This is a genomic window from Streptomyces sp. HUAS YS2 (assembly GCF_033343995.1).
GTDB classification, from domain to species: Bacteria; Actinomycetota; Actinomycetes; order Streptomycetales; family Streptomycetaceae; genus Streptomyces; species Streptomyces solicathayae.
Genome location: NZ_CP137573.1, coordinates 4,169,222 through 4,185,345, shown reverse-complemented (window position 1 = coordinate 4,185,345; position 16,124 = coordinate 4,169,222). Strand labels below are relative to the sequence as shown.

Below are 16,124 nucleotides of genomic sequence, written 5' to 3'. Positions count from 1 at the left end.
CGCGCGCGTCAGTGCGCGTGCGGGCCTCCTGTGGTGCGGGGTCTGCCCGGGGGGACGAGCAGGGGGACCAGGAGCGCGGTGGCGGCTGCCGTCAGGGCGCAGGTGATGAACGCCGCGCGGTAGCCGGCGAGGGTCCCGGTGGTGATGCTCGATCCGGCGATCGTGGAGACGACCGCGACGCCGATCGAGCCGCCCACCTCGTGGAAGGTGTTGATGATGCCCGACGCGAGGCCCGCCTCGTGCGGGGCCGTCATGCCGAGGGCCGTGGTGGTGGCGGTGACGAAGACCGCGCCGAGGCCGAGGGCGGCGACCGAGAGGGCCGGGAGCAGGGTGGTCCAGGGGTCGGATTCCGCCGTGAAGAAGGGGAGCGGGGCGCAGCCGAGGGCCGCGATCGTCAGGCCGGCCGCCGCGCAGGGCCTGCTGCCGAGGGAGCCTACGAGGCGGGCGGCCAGGTGGGCGCCGACGGCGGTGGTGACGGCGACGGGGAGGAAGACCAGGCCGGTGCGCAGGGCGTCGTAGCCGTACAGGTGCTGGAGCTGGACCGAGCCGAGGAAGAAGAACGAGATCAGCAGCGCGGTCGCGACCAGCATCAGGAGCGAGCCCGCGACCACCGGCCGGCGGGTGAACATCCGCGGGTCCATCAGCGGGGCGCGGCTCGCCCGTTCGACGGCGGCGAAGACCCCGTACAGCAGGAGCGCGCCGAGCAGCGGCAGCAGCGTGGACGGGGACGTCCAGCCCGCGTCGCCCGCGCGCACCAGGCCGTACACGAGCGCTCCGGTGGCCGTGGTGACCAGCAGCGCCCCGGGAACGTCGAGGCCGCGCGGCGGCTGCGGGGCGCGGGCCCGGACGACGGCCGGGAGCGCGGCGAGCAGCGCGAGCCCGACGGGGACGTTGACGTAGAAGACCCAGCGCCAGCCCGGGCCGTCGGCCAGCGCGCCACCGAGCAGGACGCCCACGGCCGAGCCGGTGCCGCCGATCGCCGCCCAGACGCCGAGGGCCTTGGTGCGCTCCGCGCCGTGGAAGCCCGTGGTGACGAGGGAGAGCGCGGCCGGTGAGAGCAGCGCGGCGCCGACGCCCTGGGCGATGCGGCCGGTCAGCAGCGTCGCGGCGTCCGGCGCGAGGCCGCAGGCCAGCGAGGCGGCGGTGAACAGCGCGAGCCCGGCGAGCAGGGTGCGGCGGGCACCGAGGCCGTCCGCGAGCCGGCCGCCGAGCAGCATCAGGCCGCCGAAGCAGAGGGTGTACGCGGTGACCGCCCAGGTCAGCGCGGAGCGGCCGAGGCCGAGGTCGGCGGCCATGGTCGGCAGCGCGACGTTCACCACGGTGACGTCGAGGATCAGCATGAACTGGGCCGTGCAGATCAGTGCCAGTGCCGTCCAGCGGCGCGGGTCGGGCGGCGGGGACGGCGCGTGGGCCCCGGTGTGGGCGTGTGCGTCGGTGTGGGCGTCGGTGTGGGCGTGGGCGTCGGACGGCGTGTGGGCATGCGGGTGCCCTTGGGCGTGCGGGTCGGACTTCATGACTGAACTGTACGGTTCAGTTCAGATGTACTCAAGAGTTCAGTTGCGTTGGTAGGGTCGGCCCATGAGCGCCCAGCCCGCCAGACCCGCCCCCAGCGGAGCCCGCGCCGCCCGCAAGCGGCAGGACATCGTGCGGGCCGCCCGCGCGCTCTTCCTCCGCGAGGGCTTCGGCGTCGGCATGGACGCCATCGCCGCCGAGGCGGGCGTCTCCAAGGTGACCGTCTACAACCACTTCGGCAGCAAGGAAGCCCTGTTCACGGCCGTGGTCGCGGGCGCCCTCGACGAGCCCCTCGCCGACGAGACCGAGGCGGCCGCCACCCTCGCGCGGCTCGCCGCGGCCGGCGCCGAGGACCTGCGCGCCGCGTTCGTCGCCGCCGGCCGCGCCTGGGTCCGGGCCGTACGCGAGAACGACGAGGGCCGCGCGCTGCGCGCCCTCGTCGCCACCGAACTCCACCGCTTCCCCGAACTGGGCCGCGCCTGGCGGGCGCACGGCCCGGCCGGGCACCACCCCGCCGTCGCCGACACCCTGCGCACCCTCGCGGACCGCGGCCGCCTCGACGTCCCCGACCTGGAGGTCGCCGTCCTCCAGCTCTACTCGCTGCTCGTCTTCCCGCAGATGGTCTTCGAGCAGTACGGGACGGAACTCACCGACGACCTCGCCGAGCGACTCCTCACGGACGGCGTGGAGATGTTCCTGCGCCGCTACGCGCCCGGCTACGCGCCCTGACGAAGCCGCTCGAGCGTCGCGTCCAGCGGCAGCCCGCAGGCCGTGGCCCGGTTGTACGGCAGCTTCCCGAGCATCGCCGCCATCCCGCAGGTGTTCGTGAGCGCCGAGAACACCAGCCCGCCGGCGATCCCCGCCGACAGCAGCTGGAACGCCGGATGCACCAGCAGTCCCAGCACCAGACCGAGCAGCACGAGCGATCCGGCGACGAGCCGCACCTGTCGGTCCATCGCCCACACCGCCTTCGCCGGCGCACCCTCCGGCCGGTCCAGTGCGTGGCCGCGGGCCGCCCAGCCGCCCGTCCCGCCGGTCAGGTCCAGTACGGGGACGCCCTGCGCCGCGAGCTGCGCGGCCGCGGACGCGGACCGGTTGCCGGACTGGCAGACCACGAGCAGCTCGCCGCGCCCCGCCGCCTCCCGCAGCGCGGGCACGGCCTGCCCGAGCCGGTCGAGCGGCACGTTCAGCGCGCCCGGCACGTGACCGGAGGCGTACTCGGCGGGGGTGCGCACGTCGACGACGGTGAGCGTGTCGAGCCGGGCGCGGGCCTGGTCGGCGTCGAGGAGAGCGACGGAGTCGCGGGAGTCGTTCGAGGAGGGCTTGTTCATCGCGGGTGTCATCCTTGGTTTTCGACGGGGCCCCGTTCGGGGGAGTAAATTACCCCCTGGGGTATCTGTGAGGAGTGGTTGTGGATCTCGAACTCGCGGGCGCGGAGCTGAAGGCCGTGCTCAACCGGCTGCGCCGGGCACAGGGCCAGATCTCCGGCGTGATCAAGATGATCGAGGAGGGCCGCGACTGCGAGGAGGTCGTGACCCAGCTCGCGGCCGCGTCCCGGGCCCTGGACCGGGCCGGGTTCGCGATCATCGCGACCGGCCTGCAGCAGTGCATGACGGACATCGGGGACGGCCGGAAGACCGACGAGGACCGCGACCAGATGCGGGCCCGGCTGGAGAAGCTGTTCCTGTCGCTGGCGTGACGATCGCCGGTGGCCGACCGTATCGCTCCGGCGTTGCGGCGGTGTGACCTCGGCATTGCACGACGATCCGGCGGTCCGACCTCGGCATTGCGGGCGATCCGCTACAGCACGACGTCGAGGAGCATCAGCCCCGCGACCGCCAACAGCATCGCCCCGAAGATCCGCCGCAGCGTGTCCCCGGAGACCTTCGCGGCCAGCCGCCGCCCGTCCCAGGCGCCCAGGATCGCCGCGCCCGTGAACGGGGCGACCACGGCCCAGTCCAGCGTGGCGGCCGAGCCCGCGCGGGCGAGCAGCGCGGCCAGCGCGTTCACGGAGACGACGAGCAGGCTGGTCCCGACCGCCGTCCGCATCCGCAGGCCGACCACCTGGACCAGCGCCGGTACGGTCAGGAACCCGCCGCCCACGCCCAGCACGCCGGTCACCGCGCCGAGCCCGGCGCCCGCGCCCGCGACGGCGGGGCCGGACCGCCGCACCCCCGCGTCCACGCCCGCGGGCCGGATCATCCGCACCGCGGCCACGCCCGCCACCGCCGCGAACCCGGCCGTGAGCAGCGTCTCGGGCAGCCTTGCGGCGGCGAGGCCGCCGAGCGCGGCCGGCACGAGACCGGCCGCCGCGAACAGCGCGCCGGTCCCCCACCGCACGCGGCCGTCGCGGGCGTGCCCGTACAGCGCGGTCGCGGAGGTCGCGAGCACGATGAGCAGGCTCGCGGTCGCCGCGGCGGGCGGGGCGAAGCCGAGCAGGTAGATCAGGACGGGGACGGCGAGGACGCTGCCCCCGCCGCCGAGCGCGCCGAGCGCCAGGCCGACCACCGCGCCGGCCGCCAGGGCGATCAACATGTGGGCTGTGCGGGCGCGTTGGCGAAGGAGTCGTCGATCGCCACCACTTCGCGCCCCGCCGCCGCCAGCATCGAGGCGGCGATCGCGGCCCGCATCCCGCCCGCGCAGTGCACCCAGAGGGTGCCGCCGGACGGCAGTTCCCTGATCCGGCCCGGCAGTTCGTGCAGCGGCACGGAGAGCGACCCGGGGATGTGCCCGTTCGCTTCCCGCTCCGCCGCGCGGCGGACGTCCAGGACGACATCCCCCTCGGGGAGCCCGGCCGGCAGGTCGGCGAAGGTCGCGCGCCGGTACGACGCCGGCCGCTCCCCCTCCCGTACCCACTCCTCCGGCCGGCCGGTGGCCGCTGCGGCCGGGCGGTCGATGCCGACCCGGACCAGTTCGCGCTGCGCCTCGGCGAGTCGGGCCGGCGAATCGGCGAGCAGGGTGACCGGCCGGCCCCACGGGATCAGCCAGGCGAGGTAGGTGGCGAGCTGCCCGCCCGCCTCGATGTTGTACGAGCCGGCCACGTGGCCCTCGGCGAAGGCGACCCGGCTGCGCAGGTCGACCACCCATTCGCCGGCCGCGAGCCGGGCCGCGATCTCGTCGGGGTCGGCGACGGCGGGCGGGGTCAGGTCGACGGGGGCGGGGCCGGCGGTGTTGAGCGGCGCCATGTGGGCGTAGTACGCGGGGACGGCGTCGAGTCCGGCGAGCAGCGCGGCGACGAAGGTGTCGGCGTCCCTCAGCAGGGCCTCGTTGACCTCTCTCTGCTCGCCGACGGTGGTCGGCGCGGCGTCGGGCGAGGTCGCCGTCGCGGAGCAGAAGGAGCCGAAGCCGTGGGTGGGCAGGACGGCGGTGTCGTCGGGGAGTTCGGCGGCGAGCCGGTGTGCGGAGGCGTGCTGTGCGTGGGCGAGCACCTCGGTCAGTCGGGGCTCGACGAGGTCGGGGCGGCCCACGGTGCCGATGAGCAGCGAGCCGCCGGTGAAGACGGCGGCCGGCCGGCCGGCCTCCTCCAGGACGTACGCGGTGTGGTGCGGGGTGTGCCCCGGGGTGGCCATGGCGCGCAGCACGAGCCCCTCGTCGACGGCGAGGGTGTCCCCGTCGGCGATCGGCAGCCGGGCGTACGCGACGGAGGCCGCGGCGGGGACCACGTACCGGGCGCCCGCGATCCGGGCCAGCTCCAGGCCGCCGCTCACATAGTCGTTGTGCACATGGGTCTCCACCACATGGGAGATCCGCACACCGCGGCGGGCCGCCGCAGCGAGCACCCGGTCGATGTCGCGCGGCGGGTCGACCGCCACGGCGGTGGCGGGCCCGCCCGCCAGATAGCTGCGATTGCCGAGACCCGGCACCTCGACGGTGTCCACGAAGAACACGGCCGCTCCTTCCAGAGAACTCGATTACCCCCCGGGGTATACGAGCGACCATAACAGAATTACCCCCGGGGGTATCCAGCGCCTTGCCGGAACGGCAAAACCGCAGGCCGTGGGCACGACGAAGGGCCGGGACTCCGTCGTACGGAGTCCCGGCCCTCGGCTCAGGCAGGAGTGCGGGGTCAGTCGACCGCGATGCCCTTCAGACGCTTGGCGATCGTGGCCAGACGACGGCCCTGGTAGCGGGCGGCCTCCAGCACGTTCTCCTCCGGCGCGCCGTTGGCGCCCGGGTGGGCGGTGCCGTAGGGGTTGCCGCCGGCCGCATAGACGGCCGGGTCGGTGAAGCCGGGCGAGACGATGACCGAGCCCCAGTGGTGGAAGGTGTTGTAGAGCGCGAGCAGCGTGGACTCGTTGCCGCCGTGCACGTTGTGGGCGCTGGTGAAGGCGGTCGCGGGCTTGTCCACGAACACGCCGCGCTGCCACAGGCCACCGGTGGTGTCGATGTACTGCTTGAGCTGCGCCGAGATGTTGCCGTAGCGGGTCGGGGAGCCGAACGCGTACGCGTCCGCCCACTCCAGGTCCTCCAGCGTGGCGATCTCGATCTCGCCGCTGGTGGCGTCGACGTGGGCGCGCCAGGCCGGGTTCCCGTCGATGGCGGCATCGGGGGCGAGCTCGGGCGCCCGACGGAGGCGAACCTCGGCGCCGGCCTTCTCGGCACCCTCGGCGACGGCCTGGGCCAGCTGGTGGACGTTCCCCGTGGCCGAGTAGTAGACGACTGCAACCTTGACGGACATGATCAGGCCCTCCACAGACCGCTCAACCGGATTAGTTTCCGCTTCACTGTCGCCGAGCTTAAACGGATAGAGTTCCACTTCGCAAGCGGAACCCCGGACCAACCGGATAGTGCTCCGATATGCTCGGAGACACCGGCACACGACAAGGGGGACGGACGAAGGGCGGCACCACGGATGAGCACGAACGAACCCCAGCACGTCCAGGACGCCCAGGGCGCCCGGCGCGCCGGGCACGCCGAGGACGCCGGCCGCGACCTCCAGGCGATCCCGCTGCTCCCCACCACGGACCGCCCCGCCCCCGAGCGCGCCGACGCCGCCCGCAACCGCCGCAAGATCCTCGACGCGGCCGCCCGGATCGTCGCCGAGCAGGGCCCCGAGGCCGTGACCATGAACGCCGTCGCGCACGCCGGCTGTATGGGGGTCGGCACCGTCTACCGCCGCTTCGGCGACGTCTCCCAGCTCCTGTGGGCGCTCCTCGACGACCGGGAGCGGCAGTTCCAGGAGGCGTACATGGGCGGCCCGCCGCCGCTCGGCCCCGGCGCCCCCGCCGAGGAGCGACTGCCCGCCTTCCTCGACGCCCTCGTCGACCGGATCATCGAGCAGCGCGAGATCCTGCTCGCCGCGCAGTCCGCCGCGCCCAAGGCCCGCTACACCTCCGGCGCGTACCTCGCGATGCACGCCCACGTCTCGATGCTCCTCGGCCGGCTCCGCCCCGAGGCCAACGCCCCGCTCCTCGCGCACCTGCTGCTCGCGCCGTTCTCCCCGAGCCTGATGCACCACCTGTCGGTGGAACGGGAGTTGTCCGCCGCCGAGCTGAAGGCCGGCGTCGAGGCGCTGCTGAGCCTGCGGAGTTGAGGAAGGGCCCCGCCCTCCTCGCACCCGGCAGGATGGCGCCATGACGACCTTCCTGATCCTGCACGGATACGAGAACCACCGCCCCGAAGGCCACTGGCAGCACTGGCTCGCCGGGAAGCTGCGCGCGCGCGGCCACACCGTGCGCTACCCGCAGCTGCCGGAGCCGGACGCGCCGGTCCTCGACGACTGGCTCGACGCGCTGGAGGAACACGGACAGCGGCCGGACGAGGGCGGGTTCGTCGTCCTGGCGCACAGCCTGTCGGTGCTGCTGTGGCTGCGGGCGGCCGGACGGATCGACGCCGACCGGGTGCTCCTGGTCGCCCCGCCGTCGCCGCCGGTGACCGTCGGCATCCCGGACATCGCCGCCTTCGCCGAGGGCCTGGACCTGGCCGCCGTACGCCTGAAGGCCCCGACCCGGCTCGTGTACGGCGACGGGGACCCGTACTGCCCCGAGGGCGCCGACGTGCACTACGGCACCCCGCTCGGCCTCGACCTGGACCTCGTCCCGGGCGGCGGGCACCTCAACCCCGACTTCGGGTACGGGGCATGGGACTCGGTCCTGGAGTGGTGCGAAAACCCGGAGACCCGGGTGCGGGGCAACCGGTAGCGTCGGGCGGATGTTCCCGGAGACCGCACCGTACGACGAAGGCCTGCTCGACGTGGGCGACGGCAACCGCATCCACTGGGAGGTCTCCGGCAACCCGAACGGCAAGCCGGCCCTCGTCGTCCACGGCGGCCCGGGCTCCGGCTCGTCCCCGAACGCCCGGCGGCTCTTCGACCCCGAGCGGTACCGGATCATCCAGTTCGACCAGCGCGGCTGCGGCCGCTCGCTGCCGCACGCGAGCGACCCCTCCGCCGACCTGTCCGTGAACACCACCGCGCACCTGGTCGCGGACATGGAGCGGCTCCGCGAGCACCTCGGGATCGACCGCTGGCTGCTGTACGGCGGCTCCTGGGGCTCCACGCTGATCCTCGCGTACGCCGAGACGCACCCGTCCCGCGTCTCGGAGATCGTGATCGCGGCCGTGACGACCACGCGGCGCTCCGAGACGGCGTGGCTGTACGGGGGCGTGGGCCGGTTCTTCCCGGAGGCGCACGCGCGCTTCCGGGCGGCCGTGGGCGCCGCCGACGACGTTCCCGCCGCGGAGCTGATCGCCGCGTACGCGCACCGGATGGCGGACCCCGACCCGGCCGTACGGGAGAAGGCCGCGGCCGACTGGTGCGCCTGGGAGGACGCGGTGCTGTCCGGCGAGGGCCAGGGCACCCCGTACTCCGACCGCGTCGACACCGCCCGGCTCGCCACCGTCCGGATCTGCTCGCACTACTTCGCGCACGGGGCCTTCCTGGAGGAGGGCGCGCTGATCCGCGACGCGGACCGCCTCGCCGGCATCCCCGGCGTGCTGATCCACGGCCGTCAGGACATGGGCGGCCCGCTGATCACCGCCTGGGAGCTGGTCCGCGCCTGGCCGGACGCCGAGCTGCACGTCGTCGAGTCCGCCGGGCACCTCGGCGGCGAGGAGACCCGGACCCTGGTCCTGAAGGCCCTGGCACGCTTCGCGGAAGGATGACCGGCCATGCGGCGGGCCCGGCGGAGCGGGATCATCGAAGCATGACCACCGAGATCCACCTCGCCCAGCAGCCGGAGGCCGACGCACTGCTCGGCCGCTCCCCGCTCGCCGCGCTGGTCGGCATGCTGCTCGACCAGCAGGTCCCCATGGAGTGGGCGTTCTCCGGCCCGTACACGATCACGCAGCGGCTCGGCGGCGACGACCTGGACGCCGGGCAGATCGCCGCGTACGACCCCGAGGCCTTCGCTGCGCTGCTCTCGGAGAAACCGGCGGTGCACCGCTACCCCGGTTCGATGGCCAAGCGGATCCAGCAGCTGTGCCAGTTCCTCGTCGACGAGTACGGCGGGGACGCGGCGGCCGTCTGGACGGACGCGAAGACCGGCAAGGAACTGCTGGCCCGGCTGAAGGCGCTGCCCGGTTTCGGGGCGCAGAAGGCTCAGATCTTCCTGGCGCTGCTCGGCAAGCGGTTCGGTGTGCGGCCGACGGGCTGGCGGGAGGCGGCAGGACCGTACGGCGAGGCGAACTGCTACCGGTCGGCCGCGGACATCACCGGTCCGGAGTCGCTGGCGAAGGTGCGGGAGTTCAAGCAGGAGGCCAAGCGGGCGGCAAAAGCCGCCAAAGCCGCCGGGAATTGACGATTCCGAATGTCAATCCTGCTAAATGCGGCATGAATTGGCGCCGGACTGTTCACAGAATGCCCCGGAGATCGCTAACTTCCCCTCAACCTCGTTCGCACCGGGAAGGACCTCTGTGAACGCATCTCACCGCAGAGCCGCGGCCACCCTCGCCGCGGCCGCACTCGTGACCCCGCTCCTGCTGGCGACCCCCGCCGGCGCGACCTCGGACCCCGCCGCCGCACCGGCCCGTGACGCCGCGAAGCTGGCGAAGAAGCTGGTCCGCGAGACCTCCGCCGCAGGCGCGTACAAGCACCTGGAGGCGCTCCAGCGCATAGCCGACTCGGCCGGCGGCAACCGCGCCGCCGGCACGCTGGGGCACGACGCGTCCGCCGCGTACGTGTACCAGCAGCTGAAGAAGGCCGGCTACGCCGTCACGTACCAGAAGTTCGACTTCATCTACACCCAGACGCTGGCCGAGAAGGTCTCCGTCGTGTCGCCCGCGCCGCGTGACGTCACGATCGCGGCCATGACGTACACCACGTCGACGCCGGTCGGCGGCATCAAGGCCGACCTGGTGGCCGCACCGGTCGACGCCGACGGCACGAACGGCTGCGAGCCGGGCGACTTCGCCTCCGGCACGTTCACCGGCAAGATCGCGCTGATCAAGCGCGGCGGGTGCACGTTCGCCGCGAAGCAGCAGAACGCCGCGGCGGCGGGCGCCGCGGGCGCGATCATCTACAACAACGTCGACGGGGCCCTGTCCGGCACGCTCGGCGACCCGGCGGCCGGCAAGATCCCGACCGGCGGTGTCACCAAGGCGGAGGGCGAGAAGCTCGCCGCGGACCTGGCGAACGGCCCGGTCAACCTCTCCTTCGAGATCCGCCAGCTCCAGGAGAAGCGCACCACCAACAACGTGATCGCCGAGACCAAGGGCGGCAACGCGGCCAACACGGTCATGCTCGGCGCCCACCTCGACTCGGTGACCGCCGGCCCCGGCATCAACGACAACGGCTCCGGCTCGGCCGGCCTGCTGAACGCGGCGCTCGAACTCGCCGAGTCGAAGGCGAAGGTCCGCAACAAGGTCCGCTTCGCGTGGTGGTCGGCTGAGGAGAACGGTCTCCTCGGCTCCGAGCACTACGTCGCGAACCTTGGCGAGTTGGCGAAGAAGGAGCTCAAGCTCTACCTGAACTTCGACATGATCGCCTCGCCGAACTACGGCCTGTTCGTCTACGACGGCGACAACTCCGACGGCGTCGGCGCGGAAGCCGGCCCGGAGGGCTCGGCCCAGCTCGAGCGCGACATCACCGACTTCATGGACAAGCGCGGTGTCCCGCACGAGGGCACCGACTTCACCGGCCGCTCCGACTACGGCCCGTTCATCGAGGTCGGCATCCCGTCCGGCGGCACGTTCACCGGCGCCGAGGGCGTCAAGACGGCTGCGCAGGCGGAGAAGTTCGGCGGCGAGGCGGGTGTCGCGTACGACGTGAACTACCACGCCGCGGGCGACAACCTCTCCAACATCAACATGAAGGCGTTCGACGTCAACATCGACGTCATCGCCAACGCCGTGGGCACCTACGCCCACGACATCAGCTCCCTCAAGCGCCCGGTCGTCACCACCCCGACCGACGGCGGCGCCACCGGCGGCGGCCTCCACGACGGCCACGACGAGGCGACGGAGTAACACCCACCCGGACCACCGCCCCGCGGCGCGAAGCTGCCGCAGGGCGGGAGCCCGGGCGCGAAACCTCACGCGGCGCGAAGCCGCGGCAGGGGAAGCCCGGGACGCAGCCCCTGGGCACCTGCGACACGGGCCGGTTCGGCCCGCCACCCTGCGCGGCGCGAAGCTGCCGCGGATGGGAGGTCGGGGGCGGAGCCCCCGGGCCCGTCAGGGTTTCGGGGAGGGGCGGGGTGGGGGAATCTCCCCCACCCCGCCCCCTACCGCCGCCGCCTCGACGTGCCGAACAGGGAGCGGGTGATCTCGCGGCCCAGTTGGGTGCCCACCGAGCGGGCCAGGGACTTGAACATGCCGCTGCCCACCACCTGCTCCACGAGCGACTCGTCGTCCTTCTGCGACGCCCGCGGCGACGGGCCCGGGGCCTCCTCCTTCGGCGGCGCCGCCGCCGTCAGCCGTTCGTACGCCGACTCCCGGTCCACCGCCTCCGCGTACCGCCCGTACAGCGCCGAGCCCTTCACCGCCGTCTCCAGCTCCGCCGCCCCGATCGGGCCCATCAGCGACCGCGGCGCCCGCAGCCGCGTCGCCGCCACCGGCGTCGGCGCGCCGGTCTCGCTCAGCACCGTCACGACCGCCTCGCCCGTGCCCAGTCCGGTCAGGACCTCCTCCAGGTCGTACGCCGAGTTCGGGAACGTCCGCACCGTCGCCTTCAGCGCCTTCGCGTCGTCCGGCGTGAACGCCCGCAGCGCGTGCTGCACCCGGTTGCCCAACTGTGCGAGCACGTCCCCCGGCACGTCCTTCGGCGTCTGCGTCACGAAGAACACCCCGACGCCCTTCGACCGGATCAGCCGCACCGTCTGGGTGATCGACTCCAGGAACGCCTTCGACGCCCCGCGGAACAGCAGATGCGCCTCGTCGAAGAAGAACACCAGCTTCGGCTTGTCCAGGTCCCCGACCTCCGGCAGGTCGTGGAACAGGTCCGCCAGCATCCACATCAGGAACGTCGAGAACAGCTGCGGCTTGTCCTGCACCGCCGGCAGCTCCAGTACGGACACCACCCCACGCCCGTCCTCCGCCGTCCGCAGCAGCTCGGCCGTGTCGAACTCCGGCTCCCCGAAGAACCCGCCCGCCCCCTGCTGCTCGAACGCCGTGACCGCCCGCAGGATCACCCCGGCCGTCGCCGTCGACAGCCCGCCGATGCCCTTCAGTTCCGGCTTGCCGACGTCCGACACCAGGAAGGCCACCACCGCCCGCAGGTCCTTCAGGTCCACCAGCTCCAGACCCTTCTGGTCCGCGTAGTGGAAGATCAGGCCGAGCGACTGCTCCTGCGTCTGGTTCAGCTGGAGCACCTTCGACAGCAGCACCGGCCCGAAGCTCGTCACCGTCGCCCGCACCGGGATGCCGGCGCCGCTGCCGCCGAGCCCGTAGAACTCGCACGGGAAGCCCTGCCCGGACCACTCCTGCCCCACCTGCCCGGCCCGTTCCCGCACCTTCTCGCCGTCCTGCCCGGGCGCGGAGAGACCCGAGAGGTCGCCCTTCACGTCCGCCAGGAACACCGGGACGCCGAGCGCGGACAGCTGCTCGGCGATCAGCTGCAGCGTCTTCGTCTTGCCGGTGCCCGTCGCGCCTGCGACCAGTCCGTGGCGGTTCAACACGCCCAGCGGGATCCGGACCTGCGCGCCCGGGTGACACGCCCCGTCCCAGAGCACCGCCCCCAGATCGAGTGCGTCTCCCCGGAACGCGTACCCGGCGGCGATCTCGGCCACAGGCTGGTCGCTCACGCTCATCACGGACCCCTATTCCGGGTTTGCGGCACTTTGCCCCAGCATCGCACCGCCCCCGCGTGGCTGCGCCGGGAGCCGCTCGCCCGGTAGGCTTTCCGTGTGATCTTCAAGCGCATCGGTACCGGGAAGCCGTATCCCGACCACGGCCGGGAAAGCACCCGGCAGTGGGCGGACGTCGCGCCGCGCCCGGTCCGCCTCGATCAGCTCGTGACCACCAAGGGCCAGCTGGACCTGGAGACGCTGCTCGCCGAGGACTCGACGTTCTACGGCGACCTCTTCGCGCACGTCGTGAAGTGGCGCGGCGACCTCTACCTCGAGGACGGGCTGCACCGCGCCGTGCGCGCCGCCCTGCAGCAGCGCCAGGTGCTGCACGCCAGGGTGCTGGAACTGGACTGATCCGCTCCGCGAATCTGACCCTTTCGGGGTCACTTGAGCCCCATCCGGACGCGATCACATGATCATCAAGTAGGCAACACCCGCAGGCCGGATTACGCTGCGCCCATGAGCATGCTCACTCCCCCCGGTATGGGCGGAAAGTACCGCATCACGGGGGACACCTACCCGCGCATGCGCCGCCCCCGCCGCCGGCGCCGGATCGTCCTCGCGTCACTCGCCGCCGTGGTCGTCCTGGGCGCGGCAGGGTGGGGCACGATGCAGCTCGTCGACGTCTTCTCGGGCGGCGACGACACCAAGGCCAAGGCCGCCCGCGGCACCGACTGCAAACCCGCCGCCAAACCCACCGCCACGCCGGCCGCCGCCGGCGCGCTGCCCAAACCGGCGCAGATCACGGTGAACGTCTACAACGCCACCCCGCGCGGCGGCCTCGCCAAGTCGACGGCCGACGAGCTCAAGAAGCGCGGCTTCGTCATCGGCAAGGTCGGCAACGCCCCGGCCGCGTACGACAAGAAGGTCCCGGGCTCCGCGCTCCTGCTCGGCGCCCCGGCCGCCGCCAAGGGCGCGTTCCCGGTCCTGGGCACCCAGTTGAAGGGCGCCACGACCAAGATGGACGCCCGGACCACGGCCGACGTCGACCTGATCATCGGTACGGCGTTCAAGACGCTGGACCCGAAGACTACGGCGGACGCGGCCCTGGTCGCGCTGAACGCTCCCAAGCCCGCGCCCGCGCACAAGTGCTGAGCTGACGAAGGAAGGCCGGTTCCCCCGGGAACCGGCCCCTCCGTACGAATCCCTAGTCGACCGTCCCGTACATGCGGTCGCCCGCGTCGCCCAGGCCCGGCACGATGTAGCCGCTCTCGTTGAGCCGCTCGTCGACGGAGGCCGTCACGACGGTCACCGGCCTGCCCGCCAGCTCGCGCTCCATCACCTCGACGCCCTCCGGGGCGGCGAGCAGCACGACCGCGGTCACGTCGTCCGCGCCGCGCTTGATGAGCTCCTGGATCGCGGCGACCAGCGTGCCGCCGGTGGCCAGCATCGGGTCCAGGACGTACACCTGGCGGCCCGAGAGGTCCTCCGGCATCCGCGTCGCGTAGGTCGACGCCTCCAGCGTCTCCTCGTTGCGGATCATGCCGAGGAAGCCCACCTCGGCGGTCGGCAGCAGCCGCACCATGCCGTCCAGCATGCCGAGACCTGCGCGCAGGATCGGGACCACCAGCGGCCGCGGGTACGACAGCTTCACACCGGTCGTCGGCGTGACGGGGGTCTCGATGTCGACCTGCTCGGTGCGCACGTCCCTGGTGGCCTCGTAGGCGAGCAGGGTGACCAGCTCGTCGGCCAGTCGGCGGAAGGTCGGGGAGTCGGTGCGCTTGTCGCGCAGCGTGGTGAGCTTGTGGGCGACCAGCGGGTGATCGACGACGTGGAGACGCATGCGTCAACAGTAGCCCGCACTGGCGCCGACCCGTCCCCTGGAGGGAAGGTGGGGTCGTACACGGATCCGTGCGGACGGGCCTGCACGGAACCATGCCCGTGGGGTGGTGGGCCATGCCGGAACGACGACACGACGAGGAACCGCGCGAGACCGACGCCGAGCGCCGGCGCCGCCGCGCCCAGTTCCTGCGTGAGCTGAACGAGGCAAAGGCGCTGCGCGAGCGCGTACAGCCCCGCAGGGCCCGTGCGGCCCGGATGCGGCAGGCCATGCGCATGCGCACGTTCCGCTGGTGACACGCCGCGACGCTCGTCCGGAGGTCAGACTGATGCACGACGCAAGAGCCGAAGACCTCTCCTGAAGCCGCTCTTTCTGCCACGATGCCGATTGGGCGGGGCCTCGGAAGCGCACCGCCGGGATCGACACACCTCTGATCAGTGGGAGAGTCACGGTGTACTTCGCCGCACTGCTCGCGCGCACCGAAGACGGGTGGGAAGCGAGCGACACGGAACTCGACGACGTGGAGACCCTGTCCGACCTGACCGAGCTCGCCCGTGAGGCGTCGGTCGACGAGGACACGGTGGTCGTCTTCATCGAGCAGGAGGACGCGTGGTTCGGCATCGTCCGGATCGAGGGTGAGGACGACCCTCGGATCTACGTCTCGGACGGGGCCGCCGCCGCACGCTCCTCGTACGGGGAGATCCTGACCAAGGAACTCCTGGGCGCCGACCGGGACGGCGACGCCGACGACCTGGACACGCTGGACCTCGACGGGACGGAGGACGGAGAACCCGAGGCGCAGGACGACGAGGACGACGAGACCGGCGCGGCCGCCGACGCCGTGCCCTCGGCTCCGCTCGGCGACCGGCTGATCCTGGAGGATCTGGGCCTGTCCGAGCGGGCGCTGCTGGCGCTCGAGAGCGACGTGCTGGGCGAGATCGCGGAGGCCCTGGGCGCCGCGGAGGTCCTGGAGAGCGTTCGCTAGTGATCCGCCCCGTACCACCCGTACCACCCGGATCGGGACCGGCCGCCGCCGGTCCCGACGCCGTTTCCGACGCCGTTCCCGGTCCCGGGTCCACCCCCGGGTCCACCCCTGGCTCCGGCCCCGGGAAGGCCCCCGCGCCCGATCCGCTGCGGGACCCCTGGGAGGCGTCGATGCGGCTCGCGATCGCCGCGGCCGACGAGGCCGCCTCGGGCGGCGACGTGCCGGTCGGCGCGGTCCTGCTCGGCCCCGACGGCGCGGTCCTCGCCACCGGCCACAACGAGCGCGAGGCGACCCACGACCCCACCGCGCACGCGGAGGTCCTCGCCCTGCGCCGGGCCGCCGAGCGGCGCGGGGAGTGGCGGCTGACCGGCTGCACGCTCGTCGTCACCCTCGAACCGTGCGTGATGTGCGCGGGCGCGCTGGTGCAGGCGCGGGTGGACCGGGTCGTGTTCGGCGCCGTGGACGAGAAGGCCGGCGCGGCCGGTTCGCTCTGGGACCTCGTACGCGACCGGCGCCTGAACCACCGGCCGGAGGTGATCGCGGGCGTGCTCGCGGAGGAGTGTTCCGCCCAGCTCACGGCCTTCTTCCGGGACCGCTGATCAATGGATTTCATCGAATCGGCACCCTT

19 protein-coding genes are annotated in these 16,124 nt (G+C 73.0%); 12 read left to right on the top strand and 7 right to left on the bottom strand.

Annotation, left to right across the window (positions count from 1 at the left end; all coding sequences use genetic code 11):
• Positions 1 to 8: 8 nt before the first annotated feature.
• A complete protein-coding gene (locus R2D22_RS19275; protein WP_318105203.1) occupies positions 9 to 1,514 on the bottom strand; it encodes a DHA2 family efflux MFS transporter permease subunit in 1,506 nt (501 codons plus the stop codon).
• A gap of 64 nt (positions 1,515 to 1,578) precedes the next feature.
• Here R2D22_RS19275 and R2D22_RS19270 point away from each other — a divergent pair, with 64 nt between their 5' ends.
• The gene (locus tag R2D22_RS19270) at positions 1,579 to 2,241 is read left to right on the top strand and encodes a TetR/AcrR family transcriptional regulator (RefSeq protein ID WP_318105201.1); all 663 of its coding nucleotides are present in this window, start codon (positions 1,579 to 1,581) and stop codon (positions 2,239 to 2,241) included.
• On the opposite strand, the gene R2D22_RS19265 is transcribed toward R2D22_RS19270, so the two are convergent.
• Positions 2,229 to 2,843 carry a rhodanese-like domain-containing protein gene (locus R2D22_RS19265; protein ID WP_318105199.1) on the bottom strand — a complete coding sequence of 205 codons (615 nt, stop codon included), beginning with the start codon at positions 2,841 to 2,843 and terminating at the stop codon, positions 2,229 to 2,231. The genes R2D22_RS19270 and R2D22_RS19265 overlap by 13 nt on opposite strands.
• Positions 2,844 to 2,923: 80 nt before the next feature.
• On the opposite strand from R2D22_RS19265, the gene R2D22_RS19260 reads away from it, so the two are divergent.
• Positions 2,924 to 3,211, top strand: a complete 288-nt coding sequence (locus R2D22_RS19260; protein WP_318105197.1) for a metal-sensitive transcriptional regulator — start codon at positions 2,924 to 2,926, stop codon at positions 3,209 to 3,211.
• Between the two features lie 101 nt (positions 3,212 to 3,312).
• Here R2D22_RS19260 and R2D22_RS19255 read toward each other — a convergent pair whose 3' ends face one another.
• The 3 genes from R2D22_RS19255 to wrbA form a co-directional block, all read right to left on the bottom strand.
• Entirely contained in the window at positions 3,313 to 4,047 is a 735-nt protein-coding gene (locus tag R2D22_RS19255; protein ID WP_318105193.1) for a sulfite exporter TauE/SafE family protein, read from the bottom strand.
• Positions 4,041 to 5,399 carry an MBL fold metallo-hydrolase gene (locus tag R2D22_RS19250; RefSeq protein ID WP_318105190.1) on the bottom strand — a complete coding sequence of 453 codons (1,359 nt, stop codon included), beginning with the start codon at positions 5,397 to 5,399 and terminating at the stop codon, positions 4,041 to 4,043. The genes R2D22_RS19255 and R2D22_RS19250 overlap by 7 nt, the downstream gene beginning before the upstream one ends.
• 179 nt (positions 5,400 to 5,578) lie before the next feature.
• Positions 5,579 to 6,190, bottom strand: a complete 612-nt coding sequence (wrbA, locus tag R2D22_RS19245; protein WP_318105187.1) for an NAD(P)H:quinone oxidoreductase — start codon at positions 6,188 to 6,190, stop codon at positions 5,579 to 5,581.
• A gap of 174 nt (positions 6,191 to 6,364) precedes the next feature.
• On the opposite strand from wrbA, the gene R2D22_RS19240 reads away from it, so the two are divergent.
• The 5 genes from R2D22_RS19240 (at position 6,365) to R2D22_RS19220 (ending at position 10,914) form a co-directional block, all read left to right on the top strand.
• Positions 6,365 to 7,045 (top strand): TetR/AcrR family transcriptional regulator, encoded by a 681-nt coding sequence (locus R2D22_RS19240; RefSeq protein ID WP_318105186.1) that lies wholly within the window; start codon positions 6,365 to 6,367, stop codon positions 7,043 to 7,045.
• Between the two features lie 40 nt (positions 7,046 to 7,085).
• Entirely contained in the window at positions 7,086 to 7,652 is a 567-nt protein-coding gene (locus R2D22_RS19235; protein WP_318105184.1) for an RBBP9/YdeN family alpha/beta hydrolase, read from the top strand.
• 10 nt (positions 7,653 to 7,662) lie between these two features.
• Positions 7,663 to 8,613, top strand: coding sequence for a prolyl aminopeptidase (pip, locus tag R2D22_RS19230; protein ID WP_318105182.1), 951 nt, complete (start codon positions 7,663 to 7,665; stop codon positions 8,611 to 8,613).
• Between the two features lie 41 nt (positions 8,614 to 8,654).
• Complete coding sequence (locus R2D22_RS19225) at positions 8,655 to 9,248, top strand: HhH-GPD-type base excision DNA repair protein (protein ID WP_318105181.1); 594 nt, start codon at positions 8,655 to 8,657, stop codon at positions 9,246 to 9,248.
• A 115-nt stretch (positions 9,249 to 9,363) separates the two neighbouring features.
• Positions 9,364 to 10,914, top strand: a complete 1,551-nt coding sequence (locus tag R2D22_RS19220) for a M28 family metallopeptidase (protein WP_318105180.1) — start codon at positions 9,364 to 9,366, stop codon at positions 10,912 to 10,914.
• A 254-nt stretch (positions 10,915 to 11,168) separates the two neighbouring features.
• Here the strand turns inward: R2D22_RS19220 and R2D22_RS19215 are convergent, their stop codons facing one another.
• Positions 11,169 to 12,686 (bottom strand): helicase HerA-like domain-containing protein, encoded by a 1,518-nt coding sequence (locus R2D22_RS19215; protein ID WP_411977044.1) that lies wholly within the window; start codon positions 12,684 to 12,686, stop codon positions 11,169 to 11,171.
• A 102-nt stretch (positions 12,687 to 12,788) separates the two neighbouring features.
• Here R2D22_RS19215 and R2D22_RS19210 point away from each other — a divergent pair, with 102 nt between their 5' ends.
• Positions 12,789 to 13,085 (top strand): type II toxin-antitoxin system VapB family antitoxin, encoded by a 297-nt coding sequence (locus R2D22_RS19210; protein WP_318105176.1) that lies wholly within the window; start codon positions 12,789 to 12,791, stop codon positions 13,083 to 13,085.
• Positions 13,086 to 13,190: 105 nt separating this feature from the next.
• Positions 13,191 to 13,826: a LytR C-terminal domain-containing protein gene (locus tag R2D22_RS19205; protein ID WP_318105174.1), complete on the top strand. Its 636-nt coding sequence runs from the start codon at positions 13,191 to 13,193 to the stop codon at positions 13,824 to 13,826.
• Positions 13,827 to 13,878: 52 nt separating this feature from the next.
• On the opposite strand, the gene upp is transcribed toward R2D22_RS19205, so the two are convergent.
• The gene (upp, locus tag R2D22_RS19200) at positions 13,879 to 14,514 is read right to left on the bottom strand and encodes a uracil phosphoribosyltransferase (RefSeq protein ID WP_318105173.1); all 636 of its coding nucleotides are present in this window, start codon (positions 14,512 to 14,514) and stop codon (positions 13,879 to 13,881) included.
• Positions 14,515 to 14,627: 113 nt separating this feature from the next.
• Between upp and R2D22_RS19195 the strand changes: the two genes are divergently transcribed.
• The 3 genes from R2D22_RS19195 to tadA all read left to right on the top strand — a co-directional run bounded on the left by R2D22_RS19195 (position 14,628) and on the right by tadA (position 16,095).
• Entirely contained in the window at positions 14,628 to 14,807 is a 180-nt protein-coding gene (locus tag R2D22_RS19195; protein WP_318105171.1) for a hypothetical protein, read from the top strand.
• A gap of 155 nt (positions 14,808 to 14,962) precedes the next feature.
• Entirely contained in the window at positions 14,963 to 15,496 is a 534-nt protein-coding gene (locus R2D22_RS19190; RefSeq protein ID WP_318105169.1) for a tRNA adenosine deaminase-associated protein, read from the top strand.
• Between the two features lie 170 nt (positions 15,497 to 15,666).
• Positions 15,667 to 16,095: a tRNA adenosine(34) deaminase TadA gene (gene tadA, locus R2D22_RS19185; RefSeq protein WP_318105168.1), complete on the top strand. Its 429-nt coding sequence runs from the start codon at positions 15,667 to 15,669 to the stop codon at positions 16,093 to 16,095.
• The last annotated feature ends 29 nt before the right edge of the window (positions 16,096 to 16,124 follow it).